Below are 20,201 nucleotides of genomic sequence, written 5' to 3'. Positions count from 1 at the left end.
GGATCCATTCACGCAGCGTCGAGCCAATGGATCCCGGATCAAGTCCGGGATGACGATGCAGGAGAGGTCCGTTTCCGACCGGGAACGGACATCCAAGCCCCTCCTCTTCAGAGGAGGGGCCGGCGAGACTTACGAACTTGTTCGTTAGTCGCAGCGGGGTGGTGAATGCGGTGGTGCGCTGGCCTTCGGCCACCACCCCGCTCGACTAAGGCCCGGCTGCGCCGGACCAAGTCTCTCTGCCCCTCCTCTGAAGAGGAGGGGGTGGTTGTGGCAGCCCCCCACCTCAATTCTGACATTCGCGGCCGATCCAGCCTTTCCCGCGGCGCCGCGTAAAACCGACCCGCGGCCCCAGTTTTCGCTGGGGCGACGTGTTTTGGTTCTCAGCGCGCGAGCATCGGTCCGAGCGGCTGGCCGGCGAAGATGTGGACGTGAAGGTGCGGGATTTCCTGGTGGCTGTCGAAGCCGACATTGGCGAGCAGGCGATAGCCCGGCGCGACGAGGCCCTGGTCGCGCGCGATCTGGCCGACGGCACGGACGAAGCCCGCGATCTCTTCGGCGCTGCCGTGCTCCGAAAAATCGTCCCAGCTCACATAGGCGCCCTTGGGGATGACGAGGATGTGCAGCGGCGCCTGCGGATTGATGTCGTGGAAGGCGAGGGCATGCTCGTCCTCATAGACCTTCCGGCACGGCAGCTCGCCGCGCAGGATGCGCGCGAAGATATTGGTCTCGTCGTAGGGCAGGGTGGCGTCGATCGGCATATTCGCTCCTATTGCTGGCGACTGGCCTTTTCGGCGTGGCCCGAGGTGCCTTGGCGGCGGGCAAGCTCGGCCGCGACGGCGTCCCAGCCGAGGCCGCGTTCGGCGAGCAGCACGGTCAGGTGGAAGATCAGGTCGGCCGCCTCGCCGGTCAGCGCGGCGTCGTCTTCGGTGAGCGCGGCGATGATCGTTTCGGTCGCCTCCTCGCCGAGTTTCTGCGCGATCTTGCCGCGGCCCTTCGCCGCGAGGCTCGCGACATAGGAGGCGCCGGCATCGCCCGCGGCGAGCCGGTCCTTCACCACCGCCTCGAGCCCGGTCAGCCTTTCGCCGATGTCATCCGCCATTGCCGCATCCTTTCGCCGCGTGCCTAGCCGCCGACAAGCCTCTGGACAAGGCCGCGCGGCTCTGGTCGAAGGGCGCGCATGGCCGAGGTCAAGCTTCATCCCGACTGGCTCGCGCGGATCGGCGGCGAGTTCGAACAACCCTATATGGCAGCGCTCAAGGCGTTCCTCGCGGGCGAGCGCGCGAAGGGCAAGGCGATCTATCCGCGCCCCTCGCACTGGTTCGCGGCGCTCGACGCGACGCCGCCGCAGGACGTCCGCGTCGTCATATTGGGGCAGGACCCCTATCACGGGCCGGGACAGGCGCACGGGCTCTGCTTTTCGGTGCAGCCGGGAGTGCGCGTGCCGCCGAGCCTCGTCAACATCTACAAGGAAATGCAGGCCGACCTCGGCGTCCCGCCGGCGCGGCACGGTTACCTCAAGCATTGGGCCGAGCAGGGCGTGCTGCTGCTCAACAATTGCCTGACGGTCGAGGCGGGCATGGCGGCGTCGCACCAGGGCAAGGGGTGGGAGCGTTTCACCGACGCCGCGGTCGCCGCGGTCGCGGCCGATCCCGCGCCCAAGGTCTTCATCCTCTGGGGCAGCCACGCGCAGCGCAAGGCGGCGAACGTGCCGGGGCTCGGGCCGGGCAGCCCGCACCTGATCCTGCGCGCGCCGCACCCGTCGCCGCTGTCGGCGCACAACGGCTTCTTCGGCTCGAAACCGTTCAGCCAGGCCAATGCGTTTCTCGAGGCGCATGGGCGCGGCGCGATCGACTGGCGGCTGCCCGAAATGGCGGACATCGACGCGGCATGAATCTGCTGGCCGATCCGGCGACGCTTGCGATGCTGGTCGTCGCGGTGGTCCTGCTCGGCATGGCGAAGGGCGGGCTCGCGGGGGTCGGCGCGCTCGCGACGCCGCTCGCGGCGCTGGTGCTGCCGCCGGCCACCGCCGCGGCGCTGCTGCTGCCGATTCTGATCGTTCAGGACGTCGTCAGCGTCTGGGCCTTTCGCAAGACGTGGGACGGCTGGATCATCGGCTGGATGCTCCCCGGCGCCGCGCTCGGCATCGCGGCGGGCTGGTTCTACGCCGACCGGGTGAACGAGGCGCAGTTGATGGCGGCGCTCGGCGCGATCACGTTCGCCTTCGGCCTCTATCGCCTGTGGGTCGAACGCGGCGGTCGCATCGTCGCGGCATCGCAATCGCCGGGCTGGGTCGGCACCCTGTTCGGCGGCGTGATGGGGCTGACGAGCCAGATCGCGCACGCGGGCGGTCCGCCGTTCCAGATGTGGGTGACCCCGCGCAAGCTGCCGCACCTGACCTTCATCGGGACCAGCGCGATCCTGTTCGCGATCGTCAACTGGATGAAGGTCCCCGCCTATCTCGCGCTCGGCGCTTTTCCGCACGAAGTGATCGTCGCGGCGTTGCTGCTGATGCCGCTCGCGATCGTCTCGACCCTGCTCACCGTGCGCTGGCTGAAGCGGATCGACGGCGCGCGCTTCTATGGCCTCATCTATCTGCTGATGGTGCTGCTCGGCGCCAAGCTGATCTGGGACGGGCTCGCGGGATGAGCGCGCCCGAAATTGCCTCCCCCCTGATCCTCGTCGATGCCGACGCCTGCCCGGTGAAGGACGAGGTTTATCGCGTCGCGTGGCGGCATGGCGTCGCGGTGAAGATCGTCAGCAACAGCCGGCTGCGCGTCCCTGAGCATCCGCTGGTCGAGCGGGTGGTCGTCTCCGACGGCTTCGACGCCGCCGACGACTGGATCGCCGAAGCCGCGACGCCGCGCAGCGTCGTGATCACCGCCGATATCCTGCTCGCCGACCGGGCGCTGAAGGCGGGTGCGGCGGTGCTCGCGCCGACGGGCAAGCCCTTCACCGCCGCGTCGATCGGCCCGGCGATCGCGACGCGCGCGATCATGGCCGACCTGCGCGCGGGCATGGGGGATGGCATCGGCGGCCCGCCGCCCTTCTCCAAGGCCGACCGCTCGCGATTCCTGCAGGAACTCGACGCCGTGCTGGTGCGGCTGAAACGCCAAGCGTAAATTTCTTTCCTTCCTATTCAAAGACTTGTGCGAATTTTTCGCGCAGTGACCGCGATCACCGCGGCGCGGGTCGCGGTGCGGCATAAGCGGGGCATCGGGACACTCCCGAGACAGTTTTCGATACCGATGCCCCCGTTTGAAAGAATATGACGATGACCAGGAAGATTCTTTTCGCCCCCGTGATGGCGCTGACGATCGCGCTGACCGCGACCCCCGCGATGGCCCAGTCGGCGCAGCCGGCGCAGAGCGGGATGACGATTACTTCCAATCCGGTGCAGATTCTGATCGGCCTGCTGCTCCCGGCGGTGCAGAAGATACGCGAAGCCGCGCGCTGAATATTCTCGCGCTACCGTAGGGGCGGGATGGCGGCCCTCCGGAGCCCTCCCGCCGCGCTATGTCGGCGGGAGGGTTTTTTGGCTGGGAAGACGGCTTTCGGCCGGTAGCGGCCATATTCTCCCTGCACGCATGCGGGAAGGGCGGTTCGCCGGTCTTCCGGTGCTGCGTCCTCCCAACACCCTTGACCCCGCTCTCCCGCCGCCGCATCCTCGCAGCATGGCGCGGACCTATACGAGCTTCGCCGATTTCTGGCCCTTCTACCTGCGCGAGCACAGCAAGCCTTCGACGCGGGCGCTGCACTATGTCGGGACGAGCCTGGTCGTGCTGATCGCGCTCGCCGCGATCGTCACGGCGCGCTGGTGGTGGCTCGCGGCACTCCCCGTGGCGGGCTATTTCTTTGCCTGGGTCGCGCATTTCGGGGTCGAGAAGAACCGGCCCGCGACCTTCACCTACCCGCTGTGGAGCCTCGCCGCCGATTTCCGCATGTGGGCGCTGTGGCTGACCGGGCGGCTGGGCCCCGAACTCGACCGGGCGGGGGTGGCGCGGGTTTCGCGCTGACCGCCGCCGAACCGAAGGAGACGATAATGACCGTGAACAGCGCAACCGCCCGCTACGAAGGTTTCGGCAAGGACGGCAAGGGGCATATCTGGACGAAGCGCGGCGCGCTCGACGGCGAACCCTATGGCTTCGCCTCGCGCTTCGAGGACGGGCCCGGCACCAACCCCGAGGAGCTGATCGCCGCCGCGCATGCGGCCTGTTTCACCATGGCGCTGTCCTTCGGGCTGGCGCGGGCGGGCCATTCGGACGGGCAGCTCGACACGCGCGCAGAAGTGACGCTGGACCGCGACGGCGAGGGTTTCAAGGTCACCAAATCGGCGTTGACGCTGACCGCGAAGGTCCCGGGCATCGCGGCCGACGATTTCGCCCGCCTCGCCGCGGATGCCGAGGCGAACTGCCCGATCTCGAAGCTGCTCGATTGCGAGATCACCCTCGCGCACAATCTCGAAAATTAGGATCTAGGCCGCGAGGCGCAGCGGGGGTTCGTCGAAGGCGAAGCTCGCCTGCGCCGGAGGCGCGAGCGGCAGGCGCAGCAGCACCGCATGGATGCCCCGGCCAACATGGCTTTCGATGAGCAGCAGTTCGTCGGGGAGCCACCAGGCGGCCATGTCGAAGGGCGCGAAGTCGCAGGCGTCATAGCCGAGCGTCACATGCGGGCGCAGCCCGGCCTTGCGATGCAGCGGGTCGATGCCGTGCGGCCTGAGCCGCGCGGCGACGGCATCGTAGAAGGCGCAAACCTCGCGGCGACTGCCGCGCGTGACGACTTCCGCTCCCTTCGTGCGCGCATGCACCCGGCCGAGGCGGATCGGCGGCGCTTCCGGAAGGCCGCCCGCGAGCGCGGCGGCGGTGCGCGCGACAAGCGCGGCGTCGGAGGTCGTGGTCTCGGCGATCGTGCAGAGCGTGAGATGGAGGCGCGGTGGCGCGACGCGGCGCTCGTGCTGGCCGGCGCGCGGCTGAAGCGCGGCGAGGCTTGCCCGGAGCGGGGGATCGGGGCGGAAGCCCAGGAAATAACGGAAGGCGGGCGACATGCTTTCCTCCGAATCGAGAATATGTTCCCATTATGTTCTTATCAGATGCAAGAGTCGAATCGGGGTGGAAATTGGACTCGCGGTCAGGCTTCGCTTAAGATGACATCGGTTACCTCTGAGCGGGAGATCGACGATGCGCAGGCGAATGGCAGCGATGCTGGTGATCCTACTGACGGCGGCGTGTGGCGCGCCGTCCGACCAGCCCAAGGCGGACGATGGAGCCGCGAAGGCGGTGTTGCCCGCGGGGTCCGCGGCGAAAATCGAGACCGTCGCGGCGGCGGATCTGCCCGCGGGGGTGCGCGAGGCGGCGCTGGCGCGCGTGCCCGGCCTGACGATCGCGGGGGCCGAGCGCAAGCAACGCGACGGAATGATCTTCTACGATGTCGAGGGCACGCGCCCCGACGGCAGCGAGGTCGAGCTCGACCTGCTGGAAGAGAAGGGGCGCTTCACCGTCGTCGAGGTGCAGCGCGACATCGCCTGGGCCGAGGCTCCGCCGGCGGTGATCGCCGCTGCCAAGGCCGCGCCCGACGCGTTCGAGCCGGTGCGCGTGATCGAAAGCACGCAGGAGGACGGTACGGTGATCTATGAGCTGTTCGCGGCGGGCAGGCCCGACGAGCCCGCCGCCGAGATCGACTGGAAGGACGGCAAGGCGGCGCTGCGGCGCGAGCGCGCGATCTATTGATCGCCGGCCGCGGGATCGGTCAGATCGTCGGTGACCTCGAGGAGCAGCAGCGGCGCGTCGCCCGCGTCGGCGATCGCATCGACGAAGGCGGCGCGCGTCGCGGGCTCGTCATAGACCATCTTCGCATCGAACGCCGCCTGCCAGGTCGCGCGGTCGGGCCATTCGGCGATGCCGATGAAGCGCGCCGTGTCCACGGGGCCGTCCTCGCGGTGGAGGCGCGAGCCGAGCGAGCCGTATTTCGCGCGGATCAGCTCGGTGCCGCGGCGCCAGGCGGCGCGGAACTGCTCTTCCTTGCCCGGGTGCACCTTCCACCAATAGGCGGCGACGAACATCAATCCTGCCCGAGCTGGCAGTTGCCGTCGCGCCATTCCTCGGTCCCCGCGGCGAGGAACCAGTGCGACCGGTCGCGGTCGACGCCCTCGTCATAATAGCAGACGTCGGTCGCGCCGGTCGCGGGGTCGATAAGCACCGACCATTGGTGCGGGCCGCAATTATGCGCCTCGCACGCCCAGGCCGCGACCTTGCCCTCATAGGTCTCGATCGGCGCCGCGGGGCCGGCGAGCGTCTCGATCGTCCTGCGCACGTCGGCGTTCGTGACGGTCCTGGCGATGCCCGCCTTCACCACGGGATGGTCGTTCCACGCGACCCCGTTCACCGTGTCGAACGGATAGTGGCCGACATAGGCGGCAAGGCCGGTGTCGGCCTTCGGTGCGGCTGCCGGGGCGGAGGCGTCTGTCGCGGGTCGAGCATCGGGTGTTTCCGACGCGTCGGCGGTCTTCGCGCTCGGGCCGCAGCCGGCGAGCGTCAGCGCGGCAAGCGCGGCGAGGGTGGACAGGCGGCGGTCGGTCATGGCGGTCTCCCTTCGGAAAAGGCTTATGCCATGGCCGGCCGGCCGCCGGAAGCCTCAGCGGCAGCGGACGTCGTCGTCGCCGCCCCGGTCGATCGCGCGTCCCGCGACCGCGCCGCCGATCGCGCCGAGCACGGTGCCCAGCGTCTTCGAATCGCCCGGGGCGATGACGTTGCCGAGGGCTCCGCCGGCGATGCCGCCGACGATGAGCCCGGTCGTGCCGTCGGAGCGGCGGCAGTAATATTTGCCGTTGCGTCCGCGATAGACGCGGTCGTCGCGGTTCAGCCGGCGCTCGCGGTAGCGTCGGTCGCCCCGGTAGTAATTGTCGGCATAATAGCCGCCGTAGCGCGGGTCGGGGTTGTTGTAGTCGTAGCGGCCGTAGCGGTCGTGATAAGCGCTGTCGTAATAGCCGTAGCCGCCATCGTCATAGCCGTAGCCGCCGGTCGAAGCGCAGCCGCCGGCGAGCGCGGTCGCGGCCGCGAGCGGGAGGAGGGGGAGCATTTTCATCGAAGGTCTCCTGACTTGGCCGGCGTGTGCGACGCTCGGGCGGGGCAAGCCGGCAATGGACCTGATGAATAGACCCCCCAGTCGGCCGGGAGTTCCGCGCCGCGGACTCAGTCGGTCGCGGCGCCCTGCGGGATCGGGATGCGAGTGACCTGGATGTGCACGGCCTGCCAGCCGCCGGCACGGCGGCGGAAGACGTCGGTGTAGCGCAGGCGGACGCGGAAGGGCTGACCGGCCGAGCGGCCCGACAATATCGCCTCGGCGCTGGCGAGTCCGGCGTCGCTCCCGAGCGCGGTGATCACCCGGTCGGAGAGCCGGACGGGATCGTAGCTGTCGTCCGCCCCGGTCCAGCCGGCGATGAAGTCCCGTTTGCCCTGCCGCTTGCCGCTGCCGTCGATATAGACGAGGTCGTCGGCGACCATCGTGTCGAGCTTCGCGCCGTCCTTGGCGATCTGCGCCGCGTCGAAGGCATCGGCGAAGGCGGTAAGATCGGCGACGCTCGCCGCGCCCGCCGGATCGCGCGTTGCCGCGCCGCACGCCGAAAGCGCCAGCGCCATCGCGCCCAGCGTTCCCGCCGCGGACCCGCGTGTCCAGAGCCTGACCATATGCGTTCCTCCCGCTTTGGCCCCCGCCGCCCCCGGGTCATAGCAGGACCGCGGCGCGCCGCAATCGGCCCTCGCGGTCCGGCGCTTGACCTCAACCCCCGTTGAGCTTTCATAAGCGCGGGCAGTGATTCGCGAGACGGAGCTTCGCCCATGCTGTACCGCCCCCTGCCGACCGAGTGCGACGCCATTCCGACGCCCGATCCCGATCCCTTCCTGCCGCGCTATCTGGCGCGGATCGGCTATGCGGGCCCCGTGGAGGCGACGCTCGAGGTGCTGCGCGCGCTGCAGGCGGCACATATCGCGGCGATCCCGTTCGAGGCGTTCGACGCGCTGGTCGAAGGCGGGGTCGACATCGACCCCGCCGCGATCGAGGCGAAGCTGGTCGATGCCGGGCGCGGCGGATATTGCTTCGAACAGAACGGCCTGTTCCTGCGCGTGCTGCGCGCGGTCGGCTTCGACGCCGAGGGGCTGCTCGGCCGGGTGCGCTGGATGCGGCCGCCGGGCGCGCCGCCGACGCCGCGCAGCCACATGGTGCTGCGGGTGCGCATCGAGGGGCGGCCGTGGCTCGCCGACGTCGGTTTCGGGTCGGCGGTGCCGCCCGCGCCGCTCGCGATGGACAGCGAGGCGCCGCAGCCGACCGCGCACGAGACATATCGCGTCGTGCGGCGCGGCGACCGGTGGAGCGTGCGGATCGCGGTCGAGGGCGAGTGGCGGCCCGTCTATGTGATCGACGACGCCGTGCCTCCTGCGATCGATTACACCGTCGCCAACTGGTACACGTCGACCCATCCCGATTCGCATTTCCGCCATCAGCTGATCGCGGCGCGGACGACCCCCGCGGCGCGCTATGCGCTGCGCGACAACCGGCTGACGATCCGCCGCGCGGACGGCTCCACCGAGCGCCGCTATCTGACCGCCGACGCGATCGAGGCGGCGCTCGCCGAGCTGTTCGGCCTGCCGGTGCGCCCGCACTGGCGCGCCGCGATCGAGCGCGCGGCGACCGCCGAGATCGAGGGATAGGAACCTTCGCGACTTCGGCGGGGTTGTTCGGGATATCCAGCGGGAGACGATAGGATGACGAACAGGCTTTGGCTCGGTGTTGCCGCGGTGATGGCGGCTGGCGTCGCGGTGCCCGCCGCGGCGCAATATACGGTCGATACCGCGCTGTCGGACTCGGTTTTGGGCGAGACGCGCAAGATCGGCGAGAAGCCCGCCAAATCGACTCGCATGACCGACGAGCAGCTCGCCTTCTGGCGCGACTATTGCGGCAAATGGCCGAAGGGCGGCGCGTGCGACAGCTATCGCGCCGAGGTCGCCGAGCGCGCCCGCGCGGCGAAGGCGAAGCCGAAACGGCGCTGAGCTTGACTCGGCGCGCCGCGGCGCCCCTAATGGCTTCGATACCGGAAGGAGAGGGACGCCATGACGATTGCCCCTTCGCGGGAGGCCTTCACCCGGCTACAGGTCGCGCCGCTGACCCCGGCGATTGGCGCCGAGATCGCGGGGGTCGACCTGCGCGAGGAGCAGGATGACGCGGTGATCGCCGAGATTCGCGCCGCCTTGCTGGCGCACAAGGTGATCTTCTTTCGCGACCAGTTCCTCACCCCCGCGCAGCATATCGCCTTCGCGCGCCGTTTCGGCGAGCTGGAAATCCACCCCGCGACGCCGAAGGACCAGCCCGATCCCGAGGTGCTCCACATCGCGCACGGCCCCGATTCCAGGGGGCAGGAGAATGCCTGGCATTCGGACGTGACCTGGCGGCCCGAACCCTCGCTGGGGTCGATCCTGCGCGCGGTCGAGGTGCCGCCGGTCGGCGGCGACACACTGTTCGCCGACATGGGCGCGGCGTTCCGCGGCCTGTCGCCGGCGATGCAGCAATGGTGCCGCGGTCTGACCGCGGTGCACGACATCGCGCGCGTCTTCGCCCGGCGGCTCGGCAAGGATCCGAAGGAGCTCCACGACCGCTACCCGCCGCAGACCCACCCGGTGGTGCGCACCCACCCCGAAACCGGCGAGCAGGCGCTCTATGTCAACACCGCCTTCACCAGCCATATCGAGGGGCTGTCCGAGAAGGAGAGCGCCGCGTTGCTCGCGCATCTCTACGCGCAGGCCGCGGTGCCCGAGATCCAGTGCCGCTTCCGCTGGGCGGCGGGTTCGATCGCCTTCTGGGACAATCGCGCCGCGCAGCATTATGCGGCGTCGGACTATTTCCCCGCGGTGCGCCGGATGGAACGCGTGACGATCGCGGGCGACCGGCCCTTCTACAAGGACGAGCGGGGCTAGTCGCAGCCCCTCCCCTCCTGCCGCGCCGCCCAGCCGATCGCGCCGTCGACCAGCTTCAGATGCGCGGGGTCGCTCCACGCCGCCGCCTGGTGGCCGAGCGCCGAGAAGAAGATGCGCGCGCGGCCTTCGCAGCGCCACCAGATCAGCGCGTGATCCGCGCCCATCCGCAGCCTGGGCTCGAGGCGCATGCCGCTCTCGTCGAGCCGGGCGAGGATATGTGCGCCGGCGGCGGGCGGGGCGTCCCAGCTGTAATATTCGTCGGTCCAGCGCCAGCGCGCGGGGAGACCGCGTGTCGCGGGATGGCCGCGGTCGGCGACGAGGATGTCGGCGCTCTGGAACTGGTCGGCGCCGCCCGGATGGCCGACGAAGTTGCCGTTTCCGCGCAGCGCCACGAACCAGCCGGGGTGGCTGCCGTCGCCCGCGCTGTGCAGCCCGACGAAGCCGCCGCCCTTCGCGGCCCACGCCCGAAAGGCGGCGCGCTGATCGGGGGTGTAGATGTCGCCGCTCGCATTGGCGAAGACGATGACGTCGAACTTCGCGAGCTGTTCGGGGTTGAACACCGCGGCATTCTCGGTCGCGAAGCTGCTCCAGCCGCGCGCCGTCACGAGGCGCTCGATCGCGGGCACCGCCTCGGCGATGCTGTCGTGGCGATAGCCGTTGGTCTTGCTGACGATCAGCACCGCGGGATGCGCGAGCGCGGGCAGCTCGGGCGGCACCGTGTCGAGCGTCGGCGCCGGGCGGTGCGGGTCGGGGGCGGCGGGTGCGGCCTGCAGCGCGAGCAGCAGGGCCGCGGCGAGTTTGGCGGCGATCATGGCATCCTCCTCGATTGATCCTTACTCAGCGCGCCGGGATGACGGAAGGCGGTCAGTCGATGATCTCCGCCTTCCCCTCGGCCTGCAGCCGGGCGAGGTTCGCCTTCATCGCCGCGAGCACGTCGGGCGCGTGCGGGGTCCAGCTTTCGACCTCGCCGACGATGCGTAGCGGCGACCGGCTGCGATAGCTGCGCGTCGGATTGCCGGGGAATTTCTTGTCGGTGAGATTGGGGTCGTCGAACCAGTCGCCGGTCGGCCGAACGATATAGATGCGCTCGCGGCCATCGCCCTGCGCCAGTTCGCAGCCCCAGACGGCGGATTCGAGCGCGGCGGAGAAATAGATCCACGACAGCGGCGTGCCGTCGGCGAAATTGCTCGTCCAACCCGCGGCGAGCAGGTCGCCGACGGACAGGTCGGCGCGGGTGCCGTGGTAGAAGGTCGCGCCGGCATCGGGGCCGGCGGGGGCGGTGGCGTCGGTCATGGGAACGATCCTCTCGATTCGGCTGGCGCAACAATGTCGCGTCGGGCGCTGGTGCTTCATGGCGACGCGTTCGGCGAGCGCGAGCAGCCAGCGCGGCGCGCCAAGGCCCGGCGGCGCCCCGCGTCAACGCCCGATCGCGGCGAGCATCGCGTCGACGCTGGTGAATTTCTCGCGCGGGGCGCCCGCGATCGCCGCCTGAACCTCGGCCTCCTCGATGCGGCGCCAGTCGCGGAAGGTCACCGGGGTGAGGTCGCGGCTCGCGAGCAGCGCGTCGAGCCCGGCGCGCCCCGCCTTGCCGGCGCCGTGGCCGATATCCTCGAGCAGCATTTCGGCGATGCGCGCGCCGTCGGGCTTGTTGGTGCCGATCGTCCCCGACGGCCCGCGCCGCGCCCAGCCGACGGCATAGAGGCCGGGGAGAATCCGGCCCTCGTCGCTCGCGAAGCGGCCGCGGCCATGCTCGTAGGGGACGCCGGGAATCGGCGGGGTCTGATAGCCGATACAGCTCACCACCAGCCCCGCCTCGACCGCATAGGTCTCGCCGGTGCCGTGGCTGCGCAGCTCGGTGTCGAGCTCGGTCTTTTCGACGATGACGCGGCTCACGCGGCCGTTCCCCTCGATCGCCACCGGCATGGCGAAGAAGTCGAAGTCGATCGTCACCGGCTTGGCGACCGGATTGGCGGCGAAGCTCCTCAGGTGCGTCACCGATTTGCGCATCCCGGGCTCGAGCATCGCGTCGTCGCCCTCGGGCGGCATGTCGGCGGGGTCGACGCGCGGGCTCGCGCGCTCGAGGTGGCCCAGCTCGCCGAGCTCCTTCGGCGTCATCGCGATCTGGTGCGGGCCACGGCGGCCGAGGATGTGGATGTGGCGCACCCCGCTCTGTGCCAGCGCGTCGCGCGCGTGGGCGACGATGTCGCTGCCTGCGAACTCGCCCGGCGTCTTGGCGAGGATGCGCGCGACGTCGAGCGCGACATTGCCGTTGCCGATCACCGCGACGCCGGGGGCATCAAGCGGGGGATCCAAGTCGGCGAAATCGGGATGGCCGTTGTACCAGCCGACGAAGGCGGCGCTGCCGATCACGCCCTTGAGGTCGGCGCCGGGAATGTCGAGCGGCCGGTCGTTCGGGGCGCCGGTCGCGAGCACGACCGCGTCGTAGAGCTGGGTCAACTCGTCGATCGTCACGTCGCTGCCGACCGAGACGTGGCCGACGAAGCGGACATTGTCGGTGAGCGCGACGCCCTCGTAACGGCGCGACACCGCCTTGATCGACTGGTGGTCGGGGGCGACGCCGGTACGGATCAGGCCATAGGGAACGGGCAGGCGATCGATGACGTCGATCGCGATGTCGTCGGCCTTCTGCAGGGTTTCGGCGGTATAATAACCCGCCGGGCCCGACCCGACGATCGCGACATGACGCATCAGCCCACTCCTTCGGGGTGTCCGGCGCGAACTGCCGTCCCCCTCTTCATTGCCACCGATGCTAGCGGCGAAATGCGCGAGGGCAAGCGGGCTTGTGCACGAAGGCGCAGCGGCCTTGACAGGCGCGCCGCGCAATCATATTGCGCCCGCCTCATTGCCCCGTCGTCTAATGGTAAGACTACGGATTCTGATTCCGTCTATCGAGGTTCGAATCCTCGCGGGGCATCCACCCTCCATCTCCTGTCGCTCTGGGCGCCGCTACGCGTTCGAGACGAAGTCTTCGAAACGATCCTTCCAGTCCGCGTGCCAGCGCGACAGCGCGGGGCGGTTCTGCGCGAGATCCTCGGCGCTCCAGCGGATGCGGGCGGCGTCGAGCGCGGGGGAGACCGCATTGTCGGGGCAGAGGATGTAGAAGTCGCCCGCGATGACGCGTTCGATCATCAGGTCGATAACCTGTTCGGCGCTCCACGCGCCTTCGGGTTTTTCGGTCGCCGCGCCCGCCGTCATGCCGGTGAAGGTCCAGCCGGGAACGAGCAGATGCGCGCTGACCTGCGATCCGGGCTCCTCCCTCAGCGCATGGGCGAGCTGTTCGGTGAGGGTGCGGACGCCGGCTTTTGCGACGGCATAGGCCGGGTGGCCCGGCGGATTGGTGATCCCCTGCTTGGAACCCGTGTTGACGATGGCCGCGGGGCGCGCCTGCGCGATCATCCGGGGCACGAAGGCGTGAACGCCGTTGATGACGCCCCACAGGTTGATGTCGATGATGCGCCGCCAGTCGTCGATCCCCCGCCAACTCTCGTCGCCGCGCCCGCCGATCGCGGCGTTGTTCATCAGCAGGTCGACCCGGCCGAAGGCGTCGAACGCCGCGTCGCGCAACCGCTCGACGTCGGCCATGCTGGCGACGTCGCCGGCGAACGTCCGCACATCGGCCTCCAGCGAATCGGTCAGGGCGCGAAGCCCGTCGGCGTCGCGGTCGAAGAGCATGAGCTTCATGCCGGCGTCCGCGAACCTGCGCGCCGCCGCCGCCCCGATTCCGCTCGCGGCACCGGTGATGACGGCGACCGCATCCTTGGCGAAGACGTTGGTCACTGCTGATTTCTCCTTGGGAATCGGGGGTGGGGAATCACGGTTGCGTCTCCATGCGCGGGCCGCCGCCCAGCGCCTGATAGAGCGCGACATAGGCGGTCAGCCGGTCGGCGTGAAGCTGGATCAGCGCGAGGTCGACCGACAGCAAAGCGCGCTGCGCGTCGATCTGTTCGAGATAGGGCGAATAGCCCGCGCGATAGCGGTTGGTCGCGTGGCGCAGCGCGTCGGCGACCGCGCTACGCTGAGCGAGCAGCGCCTGTTCCTGCGCGCCGAGCCGGTCGATCACCGCGAGCTGGTCCTCGACCTCGCGAAAGGCGGTGAGCACGGTGCGGCGATAGGCGAAGGCGGCCTGGTCGCGCTGCGCGGTCGCGGCGTCGAACTGGCCGTGCAGCCGCCCGCCCTGGAACAAGGGCGCGAGGATGCTGCCGCCGATCGACCAGATGCCGACCGGATCGGACAGCGCCGACGAGACCACCGCTCCCGCCGACGCCGACAGCCGGATCTGCGGCAGGAACTGCGCGCGCGCCGCGCGCAGATTGGCATCGGTCGCGGCGAGCGCATATTCGGCCTGCGCGATGTCGGGGCGCCGCCGGACGAGGTCGGAGGGCAGCCCGGCGGGTACCGCGGGAGTCGCCAGCGCGTCGAAGCCCGCGCCGCGCTCCACGACCCGCGGCGTGTCGCCGACGAGCACCGACAGCGCATTTTCCTGCCGCGCGATCGCGGCCTCGATCGCCGGGATCTGCTGCTCGGTGGCGCGATATTCGGCCTCGGCCTGGCGCAGTTCGAGCTCGGACGTATAACCCGCCTCGGCGCGGTCGCGCGCAATGCGCAGCGCCTCGCCGCGCGACGCCAGCGTCTGTTCGAGCAGATCGCGCCGCGCGTCGAGTGCGAGGAGCGTGATATAGCCGCTCGCGGTCGCGGCGCTCACCGACAGCGCCGCCGCCTCACGCGCCGCCGCGACCGCCGCGGCGTTGGCATGCGCGGCATCGGCCTGCGCGGCATTGCGGCCGAACAGGTCGAGCTCGTAGGAGGCCTGGAAGGCGGGCTGCGCGACGCTGCTCGTCGTCGCGGTGCCGAAGGCGTTGAGCGCGCGCTGCTCGGCCGCCGGGCCGCCGACGCTGAACGACGGGAGGAGCAGCGAGCGCGCCACCCGCTCCTGCGCGCGCGCCTCGGCGACGCGCGCGGTGGCGATCGCGAGGTCGGCATTGTTCGCGCGCGCCTGTTCGACCAGCGCGGCGAGCCGGGCATCGCCGAAGCGCGTCCACCATGTCCGGTCGATCTCGCCGCTCGCGGGCAGGGCGGTGCGCCAGTCGGCGGGTGGCGCGATGGCGCTCGCCGCGGGACGCGGGGCGATCGGCGGCGCGCAGGCGGCGAGCAGCAGCGGCAGCGCGAGGGCGGCGCGGGCGAGCGAGCGCCTCATCACTCCGCCCCGGTATGCACGGTCGCGACCACCGACATGCCGGGGCCGAGCCGCTCGGCGAGCTTTTGCCCGGCATCGATGCGGATGCGCACCGCGATGCGCTGCGGCACCTTCACGAAATTGCCCGACCCGGTGTCGGGCTTGATCACGCTGAATTCGCTGCCCGCCGCGGGCGCGACGCTTTCGACATGCCCCTTGAGCTTCGCGCCGCCGAGCGCGTCGACGCGCAGGGTCGCGGGTTGACCGATGCGGATGTTCGCGGTCTGCGCTTCCTTGAAATTGGCGACGACCCAGTGGCGCTGGGGGACGAGATACATGAGCTGGGTCCCGGGGCTGACGAGCTGGCCGACGCGCACCGTCACCTCGCTCAGCCGCCCGTCGCGCGGCGCGCGGATGACGGTGTTTTCCAGGTCGATGTCCGCGAGCCCGCGCTGCGCCTTCGCATTGGCGACTCCGGCCTCGAGCCCGCTGCGCCCGACCCTGACCGAGCGGACCTGCTGCGCTGCGATCGCGCGCTGCGCCTCGGTCTGGCGCACCGCCGCCTCGGCCTGACGGAGCGCGGCGAGCGTCTGGTCGCGCTCGCGCAGCGACACCGACCCCGCGTCGACCAGCTCATTGACGCGCCGCATGTCGGCCTGCGCTCGCGCGAGCTGCGCCTTCGCGCTGACGATCGCGGCGTCCTGCGCCTGCACCTGCGCCTCGGCCGAGCGCAGGCTCTGCGCGCTATTGTCGAGGCTCGCGGCCTGTGCGGCGATCGACGCGGTTCCCTGCGCGACGCGCTGGCGATAGATGCGGTCGTCGATGCGGACGAGCAATTGCCCAGCCTTCACCCGCTCGAAATCCTGCACCAGCACCTCGGTCACATAGCCGCCGACCTGCGGCGCGATGATCGTCGTCTGGCCGCGCACATAGGCGTTGTCGGTGGTCTGGCTCGCGGGGCGGAAGGGCGGCAGGCCCCAGGCGTAGAGAATGGCGAGCGCGCCGATCAGGATCAGGCTGCCGAAGAAGAGGATGCGCGGGCGCGAACGCGGCGGCTTCCACCCTTCGTCGGTATCGGCGGGGGGGTGGTCGGTCTGGGCTTCGGTCTTCGTTTCTTTGGTCATTGCTTTGCAGCCCTCATCTTCTGGAGTGCTTCGAGTTCGGCGGCGAGCGGATTGTGCCCGCGCCGGCGGTCGTAGAGCCAGCGCGCGAGCATGACGGCGAAGGCGAGCGCCGCCAGTGATCCGATGACGAAGAACACGTCGTTATAGGCGAGGATCGCCGCCTCGCGCGCCGCCTCGCGCACGACCCGCGCCCCGGCGGTCGCGCTGCGCAGCGCGGGGTCGGCGATCGTCCCCGCCTGCGCCGCGGCGAGCCGCGACAGGCCCTGCGCGACATCGGGGTCGGCGGCCGAAATGCTGCCGCCGAGCGTCATCAGATGCGATTTGGCGCGCAGCGTGTGAAAGGCGGAGAGCGCCGCGACCCCCGCGAGCCCGCCGAGCGTCTGCGACAGGCTGAACACGCCGACGAAGCTGACCAGATAGGACGGCCCCTTGGTCATCGCGCGCAGCAGCCCCTCCATCAGCATCGGGCCCATGAAATAGACCGCGGCGAAAGCGATCATGGCCTGCGAGACATAGAGGTTCATTGGCCCGGTGCGCAGCCCCGAATGGGTGTCGAGGAAGGCGCCGACGGCGATGACGCCAAGCGACACCAGCGTCGGGCGCCGCAGGTCGGTGGGGTCGAGGCGGACGATGGCGAGGAGCGCGCCGAACAGCGTCGCGACAGTCAGCACCGCATAATAGGTGACGAGCTGGTCGTTCACCAGGCCGATCGAGGCGAGCAGGCCGGTCGCGCCGAAATTCTGCTCCGACGTCAGCACGCGGACGAGCGCGCCGGTGAGCGCGAATTTGACGAGGTCGCGGCTCCCCATCCAGCGCGTCTGCAGCATCGGGTTGGCGCGGTTGTGCTCGATCAGGAAGGCGGCGCCGATCAGCACCACCGACGCCGCGAGCGCGCCGCCGAGCCACGGCGTCGACCACCATTGGATGCGCCCCTGGACGAGGAAGGCGCAGAGCAGGCCGACCCCGCCCGCGAGCAGGGGGAAGGTCAGAAGGTCGAGCTTTTCGAACGAGCGGATCGTGTCGCCGGGCGGCAGGTGGAGGATGTTGACCAGCCCGACCGCGACGAGCGACAGCGCGAACTGCAGCACGAACAGATTATAGATGTCGCCATCGGCGAGCAGCAGCGGCGAGATCGTGCGCGCCAGCGGCACCGCGACCTGGGTCAGCCCGATCGCGAGCAGGAAACCCGCGATGCGCTTTTCCTGCGTCAGCCCCTGCATCAGATAGAAGGCCGCGAGCGTGGTGAGCCCGCTCGCCGCGATCCCCGACACACCGCGCGCGACCAGCTCCATCCGGTAGCCGGCGTCGAACAATTGCAGGAAGTTGGCGAGCAGCAGCGCGAGCATCATCGCGCGCACGAAGCGCTGGATGCCGAACTGCTGGCGCGACTTGTAGAGCAGGATGCTCATGCACGCGTTGGTCATGTTATAGGCGACCGTCACCCAGCCTGCGTCGACCGGGGTGAGGTCGAGATGCCCCTGCATCGCGGTCAGATTGGCGATCAGCAAGCCGTTCTGGAACCCGCCGACGATCGCGAGATAGAGGCCGATCAGGAAATAAAAGGCTTTGCGCCGCACCGGATGGTCGGGCGAGGCGGGCGATCCCGGCATGAAGGGGCGTTCGTGCGGCTTGAATACATAGCCGCCGGTGGGGTTCGGGGCGGCGGGGTCAGCCATGGCGGAAATGCGGTTCGACCAGGGTGGTGCGGAGCGCGGCGCGGAACGCGGCTTCGTCCGCAAGCTCGGGCGCGAGGCGGGCGAGAGTCGCGCGGCGGATGACGTGGCCCGCGATCCCATAGGCGAAGTTGAGGAAGAACAGCGCGGGGATCGGCGCGGTCACCGCGCCGCTGGCCATCGCCCGCTCGATCAGCGGCAGGAACTCGTCGAGCACGGGGCGCGAGACATGATCGAACACCCACGCGGCGCGCACGGGGTCGTGGCTCGCGTCGCGGAGCAGGACGCGCGGGATCGCGTCGTCGTCGCAATTGATGTCGATGAAGGCGTTCATCGCGGCGGCCAGGGCTGATCCGGCATCCGTCGTCTCCGTTCGCGCAACGCCCCGCAGCCGCTCGACCATTGTCGCTCCGACGCGTTCGACGATAGCCTTCCACAAGTCGAGTTTCGACCCGAATCTGTAGGAGACGAGCGCGACGTCGACTCCGGCCTCGGCCGCGATGTCGCGCAGGCTGGCGCCGTCGAACCCCGCATCGGCGAAGCGGCGCAGCGCGGCTTCGCCGATGCTCTTTTCCGTCGCATTGTTGTTCGCCCGGCGGCGCCCGCGGCGTGGGGGTTCGGCCATGAATCGTCTCCGTCGGGGCCGGAGCCCCGTTGCGGATATATTGCACTGCACAAATATTTCAACAGGTGATGAATAAAACGGCGCCTGCCTCCGGTCGGCGCGTCAGAACAGGCCCGGCAGTTCGCGCTGGGCGGTGGTTGGTTTGGCGGGGACCAGCATCTCGGGCCCCGGCGCCGGGCTGCCCGTCATGCGGCTCGCCGAGGCCGATCGGGTGTCGGCGATGCGCGTCGTGCAGGACTGACCCGACAGGAAATCGATCGCGGCGCGCACCGACGCCTCGCGCGGGTCGCCGAGCGGGAAGCCGAGGTCGTCGTCGGCAGCGCAGCTGTTGGGGATCTTCGACGCGAGGCCGTTGTAATAATCGCCCTGGCCGTCGGCGTTGGTCAGCGCGAAGGCGATCACGCGCATCCGGTCGTCGCACTCGGCTTTGTCGAGCGCGATCTGGCCCACCGGCTTGCCATAGGTATTGTCGCCGACCAGCGTCATGTTGGTGCCGAGGTACGGCAGCATGCCGTTGATCACCAGCTCGCTCGCCGACGCGGTCGAATTGGTGCCGATGAAGGCGAGCCGCGTCGGAGCGATCGCTTCGGGCTGCGCGGTGAAGAAATGCTGGCTATTCTCCGCCGCCGCCTTCTCGGGCCGGAACTTGATCTCGTCGAACAGGTCGCTCGTGCTCCGATTGCGGCCCAGCAGGTCGCCGAACAGCTCGGCGACCGAGACGAGCCCGCCGCCGTTGTAGCGCAGGTCGATGATGACGTCGGTCACCCCCTGGTCGCGGAAATTCTGGAAGGCGGCGCGAAGCTGCGGGTTCGCCGAGGTGATGAAGGTGCGCAGGTTGACATAGCCGTAGCGATGCCCGCCCTCGGTGATGATCTTCGCGCCATAGCGGTCGGAAACCGGGTCGATGTCATACTCGGCCTTGGTCACCGTGACGTCGCGCGTTCCCGCCGCGTTGGTGATCCGCAGTACGCGCGTCACCCCGGCCTGATCGGGGCCGAGCGCGTTGATCAGCCCCGCGGTGCCTTCCGCCGCGACGATGCTCGACGTGCTGCGCAGATTGCTGCTGCTCGTCCCGATCGCCGAGATCTCGGTGCCGCGGTCGATTCCCGCTGCCAGCGCCGGCGCGCCCTCATAGGCTTCGGCGATGACGATGCGCTGGGTGAAGGGGTTGTAGGCGAGGCGGACGCCGAAACCGGCGCTCGACCCGCTCGCATAATAGGCATCCTCCTCGGCGATCGAGGTGATGTAGGTGAAATAGCGGTCCTTGCCCTGCGCGCGCGCCGGGGCGAGCAGCGCGTCGATATAGGTCTGGACGTCGCCATAGCTTGCGGGGTTGACGTTCGTGGCGACGTCGCTGGGGAACAGATACCATTCGCCGATCACCGACTTGGCGAAGGCCTGGCGCGACGACAGGCTGCAGCCCGCGGTCGGGGTCGGAGTGGGAGTCGGCGAGGGTGTCGGGGTGACGGTGACCGGCGGCGCGCTGCCGCCCCCGCCGCCTCCGCCGCCGCACGATGCCAGCATCAGCGCCGCGATCGTCACGGCCGCTACCGACTTTCCGGACCCGATCATTCTCTCTCTCCCCATTTCCGGTCCCGCGGCCCCTCCTCGGGCAGACGGTCCCGA

Annotated in this window: 26 protein-coding genes and 1 tRNA gene; 11 read left to right on the top strand and 16 right to left on the bottom strand. The window is 69.8% G+C overall.

Translation table 11 applies throughout. The features are described 5' to 3' along the window. Window positions 1-380 precede the first annotated feature (380 nt). Both ACOTSS_RS16725 and ACOTSS_RS16720 read right to left on the bottom strand, forming a co-directional pair. Window positions 381-758, bottom strand: coding sequence for a histidine triad nucleotide-binding protein (locus ACOTSS_RS16725; RefSeq protein WP_448689113.1), 378 nt, complete (start codon window positions 756-758; stop codon window positions 381-383). Window positions 759-766: 8 nt separating this feature from the next. Beyond that, on the bottom strand, window positions 767-1,099 hold the full coding sequence (locus tag ACOTSS_RS16720) for a phosphoribosyl-ATP diphosphatase (RefSeq protein ID WP_448689112.1): 333 nt from the start codon (window positions 1,097-1,099) through the stop codon (window positions 767-769). 78 nt (window positions 1,100-1,177) lie between these two features. On the opposite strand from ACOTSS_RS16720, the gene ung reads away from it, so the two are divergent. The 6 genes from ung to ACOTSS_RS16690 all read left to right on the top strand — a co-directional run bounded on the left by ung (window position 1,178) and on the right by ACOTSS_RS16690 (window position 4,468). Continuing rightward, window positions 1,178-1,891 carry a uracil-DNA glycosylase gene (gene ung, locus ACOTSS_RS16715; RefSeq protein WP_448689111.1) on the top strand — a complete coding sequence of 238 codons (714 nt, stop codon included), beginning with the start codon at window positions 1,178-1,180 and terminating at the stop codon, window positions 1,889-1,891. Then, the gene (locus ACOTSS_RS16710; protein ID WP_448689110.1) at window positions 1,888-2,646 is read left to right on the top strand and encodes a sulfite exporter TauE/SafE family protein; all 759 of its coding nucleotides are present in this window, start codon (window positions 1,888-1,890) and stop codon (window positions 2,644-2,646) included. Before ung ends, ACOTSS_RS16710 begins: the two co-directional genes overlap by 4 nt. Further along, complete coding sequence (locus ACOTSS_RS16705) at window positions 2,643-3,119, top strand: YaiI/YqxD family protein (RefSeq protein WP_448689109.1); 477 nt, start codon at window positions 2,643-2,645, stop codon at window positions 3,117-3,119. Before ACOTSS_RS16710 ends, ACOTSS_RS16705 begins: the two co-directional genes overlap by 4 nt. A 152-nt stretch (window positions 3,120-3,271) precedes the next feature. Further along, on the top strand, window positions 3,272-3,454 hold the full coding sequence (locus tag ACOTSS_RS16700; RefSeq protein ID WP_448689108.1) for a hypothetical protein: 183 nt from the start codon (window positions 3,272-3,274) through the stop codon (window positions 3,452-3,454). A gap of 217 nt (window positions 3,455-3,671) precedes the next feature. After that, window positions 3,672-4,013, top strand: coding sequence for an Mpo1-like protein (locus ACOTSS_RS16695; RefSeq protein WP_448689107.1), 342 nt, complete (start codon window positions 3,672-3,674; stop codon window positions 4,011-4,013). Between the two features lie 26 nt (window positions 4,014-4,039). Then, entirely contained in the window at window positions 4,040-4,468 is a 429-nt protein-coding gene (locus tag ACOTSS_RS16690) for an OsmC family protein (protein WP_448689106.1), read from the top strand. 3 nt (window positions 4,469-4,471) lie between these two features. On the opposite strand, the gene ACOTSS_RS16685 is transcribed toward ACOTSS_RS16690, so the two are convergent. Then, window positions 4,472-5,041 (bottom strand): 2'-5' RNA ligase family protein, encoded by a 570-nt coding sequence (locus ACOTSS_RS16685; protein ID WP_448689105.1) that lies wholly within the window; start codon window positions 5,039-5,041, stop codon window positions 4,472-4,474. A gap of 133 nt (window positions 5,042-5,174) precedes the next feature. On the opposite strand from ACOTSS_RS16685, the gene ACOTSS_RS16680 reads away from it, so the two are divergent. Beyond that, window positions 5,175-5,723 (top strand): hypothetical protein, encoded by a 549-nt coding sequence (locus ACOTSS_RS16680; protein WP_448689104.1) that lies wholly within the window; start codon window positions 5,175-5,177, stop codon window positions 5,721-5,723. Here the strand turns inward: ACOTSS_RS16680 and ACOTSS_RS16675 are convergent. The 4 genes from ACOTSS_RS16675 to ACOTSS_RS16660 all read right to left on the bottom strand — a co-directional run bounded on the left by ACOTSS_RS16675 (window position 5,717) and on the right by ACOTSS_RS16660 (window position 7,679). Beyond that, window positions 5,717-6,055: an antibiotic biosynthesis monooxygenase family protein gene (locus tag ACOTSS_RS16675; RefSeq protein ID WP_448689103.1), complete on the bottom strand. Its 339-nt coding sequence runs from the start codon at window positions 6,053-6,055 to the stop codon at window positions 5,717-5,719. The genes ACOTSS_RS16680 and ACOTSS_RS16675 overlap by 7 nt on opposite strands. Next, window positions 6,055-6,573 carry a hypothetical protein gene (locus ACOTSS_RS16670; RefSeq protein ID WP_448689102.1) on the bottom strand — a complete coding sequence of 173 codons (519 nt, stop codon included), beginning with the start codon at window positions 6,571-6,573 and terminating at the stop codon, window positions 6,055-6,057. The genes ACOTSS_RS16675 and ACOTSS_RS16670 overlap by 1 nt, the downstream gene beginning before the upstream one ends. 54 nt (window positions 6,574-6,627) lie before the next feature. Next, a complete protein-coding gene (locus tag ACOTSS_RS16665) occupies window positions 6,628-7,077 on the bottom strand; it encodes a glycine zipper 2TM domain-containing protein (RefSeq protein ID WP_448689101.1) in 450 nt (149 codons plus the stop codon). Window positions 7,078-7,184: 107 nt separating this feature from the next. After that, on the bottom strand, window positions 7,185-7,679 hold the full coding sequence (locus ACOTSS_RS16660) for a nuclear transport factor 2 family protein (RefSeq protein ID WP_448689100.1): 495 nt from the start codon (window positions 7,677-7,679) through the stop codon (window positions 7,185-7,187). Window positions 7,680-7,829: 150 nt separating this feature from the next. On the opposite strand from ACOTSS_RS16660, the gene ACOTSS_RS16655 reads away from it, so the two are divergent. From ACOTSS_RS16655 to ACOTSS_RS16645, 3 genes are read left to right on the top strand one after another with little or no spacing between them, the layout of a single operon-like run. Further along, window positions 7,830-8,699 (top strand): arylamine N-acetyltransferase family protein, encoded by an 870-nt coding sequence (locus ACOTSS_RS16655; protein ID WP_448689099.1) that lies wholly within the window; start codon window positions 7,830-7,832, stop codon window positions 8,697-8,699. A 54-nt stretch (window positions 8,700-8,753) separates the two neighbouring features. Then, on the top strand, window positions 8,754-9,038 hold the full coding sequence (locus ACOTSS_RS16650; RefSeq protein ID WP_448689098.1) for a hypothetical protein: 285 nt from the start codon (window positions 8,754-8,756) through the stop codon (window positions 9,036-9,038). A gap of 60 nt (window positions 9,039-9,098) precedes the next feature. Continuing rightward, on the top strand, window positions 9,099-9,959 hold the full coding sequence (locus ACOTSS_RS16645; RefSeq protein ID WP_448689097.1) for a TauD/TfdA dioxygenase family protein: 861 nt from the start codon (window positions 9,099-9,101) through the stop codon (window positions 9,957-9,959). Here ACOTSS_RS16645 and ACOTSS_RS16640 read toward each other — a convergent pair. The 3 genes from ACOTSS_RS16640 to ACOTSS_RS16630 form a co-directional block, all read right to left on the bottom strand. Next, the gene (locus tag ACOTSS_RS16640; RefSeq protein ID WP_448689096.1) at window positions 9,956-10,771 is read right to left on the bottom strand and encodes a ThuA domain-containing protein; all 816 of its coding nucleotides are present in this window, start codon (window positions 10,769-10,771) and stop codon (window positions 9,956-9,958) included. The genes ACOTSS_RS16645 and ACOTSS_RS16640 overlap by 4 nt on opposite strands. A 52-nt stretch (window positions 10,772-10,823) precedes the next feature. Continuing rightward, window positions 10,824-11,252 (bottom strand): NAD(+)--rifampin ADP-ribosyltransferase, encoded by a 429-nt coding sequence (gene arr, locus ACOTSS_RS16635; protein ID WP_448689095.1) that lies wholly within the window; start codon window positions 11,250-11,252, stop codon window positions 10,824-10,826. Window positions 11,253-11,375: 123 nt separating this feature from the next. Further along, window positions 11,376-12,668, bottom strand: coding sequence for an FAD-dependent oxidoreductase (locus ACOTSS_RS16630; protein WP_448689094.1), 1,293 nt, complete (start codon window positions 12,666-12,668; stop codon window positions 11,376-11,378). Window positions 12,669-12,823: 155 nt separating this feature from the next. Here ACOTSS_RS16630 and ACOTSS_RS16625 point away from each other — a divergent pair. Beyond that, a tRNA-Gln gene (locus ACOTSS_RS16625) sits at window positions 12,824-12,897 on the top strand. Between the two features lie 29 nt (window positions 12,898-12,926). Here the strand turns inward: ACOTSS_RS16625 and ACOTSS_RS16620 are convergent. From ACOTSS_RS16620 to ACOTSS_RS16595, 6 genes are all read right to left on the bottom strand, one after another. Next, window positions 12,927-13,757 (bottom strand): SDR family NAD(P)-dependent oxidoreductase, encoded by an 831-nt coding sequence (locus tag ACOTSS_RS16620; RefSeq protein WP_448689093.1) that lies wholly within the window; start codon window positions 13,755-13,757, stop codon window positions 12,927-12,929. A 34-nt stretch (window positions 13,758-13,791) separates the two neighbouring features. After that, the gene (locus ACOTSS_RS16615; protein ID WP_448689092.1) at window positions 13,792-15,174 is read right to left on the bottom strand and encodes an efflux transporter outer membrane subunit; all 1,383 of its coding nucleotides are present in this window, start codon (window positions 15,172-15,174) and stop codon (window positions 13,792-13,794) included. Next, on the bottom strand, window positions 15,174-16,277 hold the full coding sequence (locus ACOTSS_RS16610) for an HlyD family secretion protein (protein ID WP_448689091.1): 1,104 nt from the start codon (window positions 16,275-16,277) through the stop codon (window positions 15,174-15,176). Before ACOTSS_RS16610 ends, ACOTSS_RS16615 begins: the two co-directional genes overlap by 1 nt. Beyond that, window positions 16,274-17,953 (bottom strand): MFS transporter, encoded by a 1,680-nt coding sequence (locus tag ACOTSS_RS16605; RefSeq protein WP_448689090.1) that lies wholly within the window; start codon window positions 17,951-17,953, stop codon window positions 16,274-16,276. The genes ACOTSS_RS16610 and ACOTSS_RS16605 overlap by 4 nt, the downstream gene beginning before the upstream one ends. Next, the gene (locus tag ACOTSS_RS16600) at window positions 17,946-18,575 is read right to left on the bottom strand and encodes a TetR/AcrR family transcriptional regulator (RefSeq protein WP_448689089.1); all 630 of its coding nucleotides are present in this window, start codon (window positions 18,573-18,575) and stop codon (window positions 17,946-17,948) included. Before ACOTSS_RS16600 ends, ACOTSS_RS16605 begins: the two co-directional genes overlap by 8 nt. Window positions 18,576-18,677: 102 nt before the next feature. Next, window positions 18,678-20,147 (bottom strand): S41 family peptidase, encoded by a 1,470-nt coding sequence (locus tag ACOTSS_RS16595; protein WP_448689088.1) that lies wholly within the window; start codon window positions 20,145-20,147, stop codon window positions 18,678-18,680. Window positions 20,148-20,201: the final 54 nt, after the last annotated feature.

The sequence above is a fragment of the Sphingopyxis sp. NJF-3 genome, from assembly GCF_053514865.1.
Note: the sequence above shows the minus strand (reverse complement) of the source record. Positions and strands in the feature narration are given on the sequence as shown.

Excerpts from the sequence above, each read along its gene's own strand:
- ACOTSS_RS16725 (WP_448689113.1), bottom strand. The coding sequence starts at position 758 with ATGCCGATCGACGCCACCCTGCCCTACGACGAGACCAATATCTTCGCG.
- ACOTSS_RS16720 (WP_448689112.1), bottom strand. The coding sequence starts at position 1,099 with ATGGCGGATGACATCGGCGAAAGGCTGACCGGGCTCGAGGCGGTGGTG.
- ung (WP_448689111.1), top strand. The coding sequence starts at position 1,178 with ATGGCCGAGGTCAAGCTTCATCCCGACTGGCTCGCGCGGATCGGCGGC.
- ACOTSS_RS16710 (WP_448689110.1), top strand. The coding sequence starts at position 1,888 with ATGAATCTGCTGGCCGATCCGGCGACGCTTGCGATGCTGGTCGTCGCG.
- ACOTSS_RS16705 (WP_448689109.1), top strand. The coding sequence starts at position 2,643 with ATGAGCGCGCCCGAAATTGCCTCCCCCCTGATCCTCGTCGATGCCGAC.
- ACOTSS_RS16700 (WP_448689108.1), top strand. The coding sequence starts at position 3,272 with ATGACCAGGAAGATTCTTTTCGCCCCCGTGATGGCGCTGACGATCGCG.
- ACOTSS_RS16695 (WP_448689107.1), top strand. The coding sequence starts at position 3,672 with ATGGCGCGGACCTATACGAGCTTCGCCGATTTCTGGCCCTTCTACCTG.
- ACOTSS_RS16690 (WP_448689106.1), top strand. The coding sequence starts at position 4,040 with ATGACCGTGAACAGCGCAACCGCCCGCTACGAAGGTTTCGGCAAGGAC.
- ACOTSS_RS16685 (WP_448689105.1), bottom strand. The coding sequence starts at position 5,041 with ATGTCGCCCGCCTTCCGTTATTTCCTGGGCTTCCGCCCCGATCCCCCG.
- ACOTSS_RS16680 (WP_448689104.1), top strand. The coding sequence starts at position 5,175 with ATGCGCAGGCGAATGGCAGCGATGCTGGTGATCCTACTGACGGCGGCG.
- ACOTSS_RS16675 (WP_448689103.1), bottom strand. The coding sequence starts at position 6,055 with ATGTTCGTCGCCGCCTATTGGTGGAAGGTGCACCCGGGCAAGGAAGAG.
- ACOTSS_RS16670 (WP_448689102.1), bottom strand. The coding sequence starts at position 6,573 with ATGACCGACCGCCGCCTGTCCACCCTCGCCGCGCTTGCCGCGCTGACG.
- ACOTSS_RS16665 (WP_448689101.1), bottom strand. The coding sequence starts at position 7,077 with ATGAAAATGCTCCCCCTCCTCCCGCTCGCGGCCGCGACCGCGCTCGCC.
- ACOTSS_RS16660 (WP_448689100.1), bottom strand. The coding sequence starts at position 7,679 with ATGGTCAGGCTCTGGACACGCGGGTCCGCGGCGGGAACGCTGGGCGCG.
- ACOTSS_RS16655 (WP_448689099.1), top strand. The coding sequence starts at position 7,830 with ATGCTGTACCGCCCCCTGCCGACCGAGTGCGACGCCATTCCGACGCCC.
- ACOTSS_RS16650 (WP_448689098.1), top strand. The coding sequence starts at position 8,754 with ATGACGAACAGGCTTTGGCTCGGTGTTGCCGCGGTGATGGCGGCTGGC.
- ACOTSS_RS16645 (WP_448689097.1), top strand. The coding sequence starts at position 9,099 with ATGACGATTGCCCCTTCGCGGGAGGCCTTCACCCGGCTACAGGTCGCG.
- ACOTSS_RS16640 (WP_448689096.1), bottom strand. The coding sequence starts at position 10,771 with ATGATCGCCGCCAAACTCGCCGCGGCCCTGCTGCTCGCGCTGCAGGCC.
- arr (WP_448689095.1), bottom strand. The coding sequence starts at position 11,252 with ATGACCGACGCCACCGCCCCCGCCGGCCCCGATGCCGGCGCGACCTTC.
- ACOTSS_RS16630 (WP_448689094.1), bottom strand. The coding sequence starts at position 12,668 with ATGCGTCATGTCGCGATCGTCGGGTCGGGCCCGGCGGGTTATTATACC.
- ACOTSS_RS16615 (WP_448689092.1), bottom strand. The coding sequence starts at position 15,174 with ATGAGGCGCTCGCTCGCCCGCGCCGCCCTCGCGCTGCCGCTGCTGCTC.
- ACOTSS_RS16610 (WP_448689091.1), bottom strand. The coding sequence starts at position 16,277 with ATGACCAAAGAAACGAAGACCGAAGCCCAGACCGACCACCCCCCCGCC.
- ACOTSS_RS16605 (WP_448689090.1), bottom strand. The coding sequence starts at position 17,953 with ATGGCTGACCCCGCCGCCCCGAACCCCACCGGCGGCTATGTATTCAAG.
- ACOTSS_RS16600 (WP_448689089.1), bottom strand. The coding sequence starts at position 18,575 with ATGGCCGAACCCCCACGCCGCGGGCGCCGCCGGGCGAACAACAATGCG.
- ACOTSS_RS16595 (WP_448689088.1), bottom strand. The coding sequence starts at position 20,147 with ATGATCGGGTCCGGAAAGTCGGTAGCGGCCGTGACGATCGCGGCGCTG.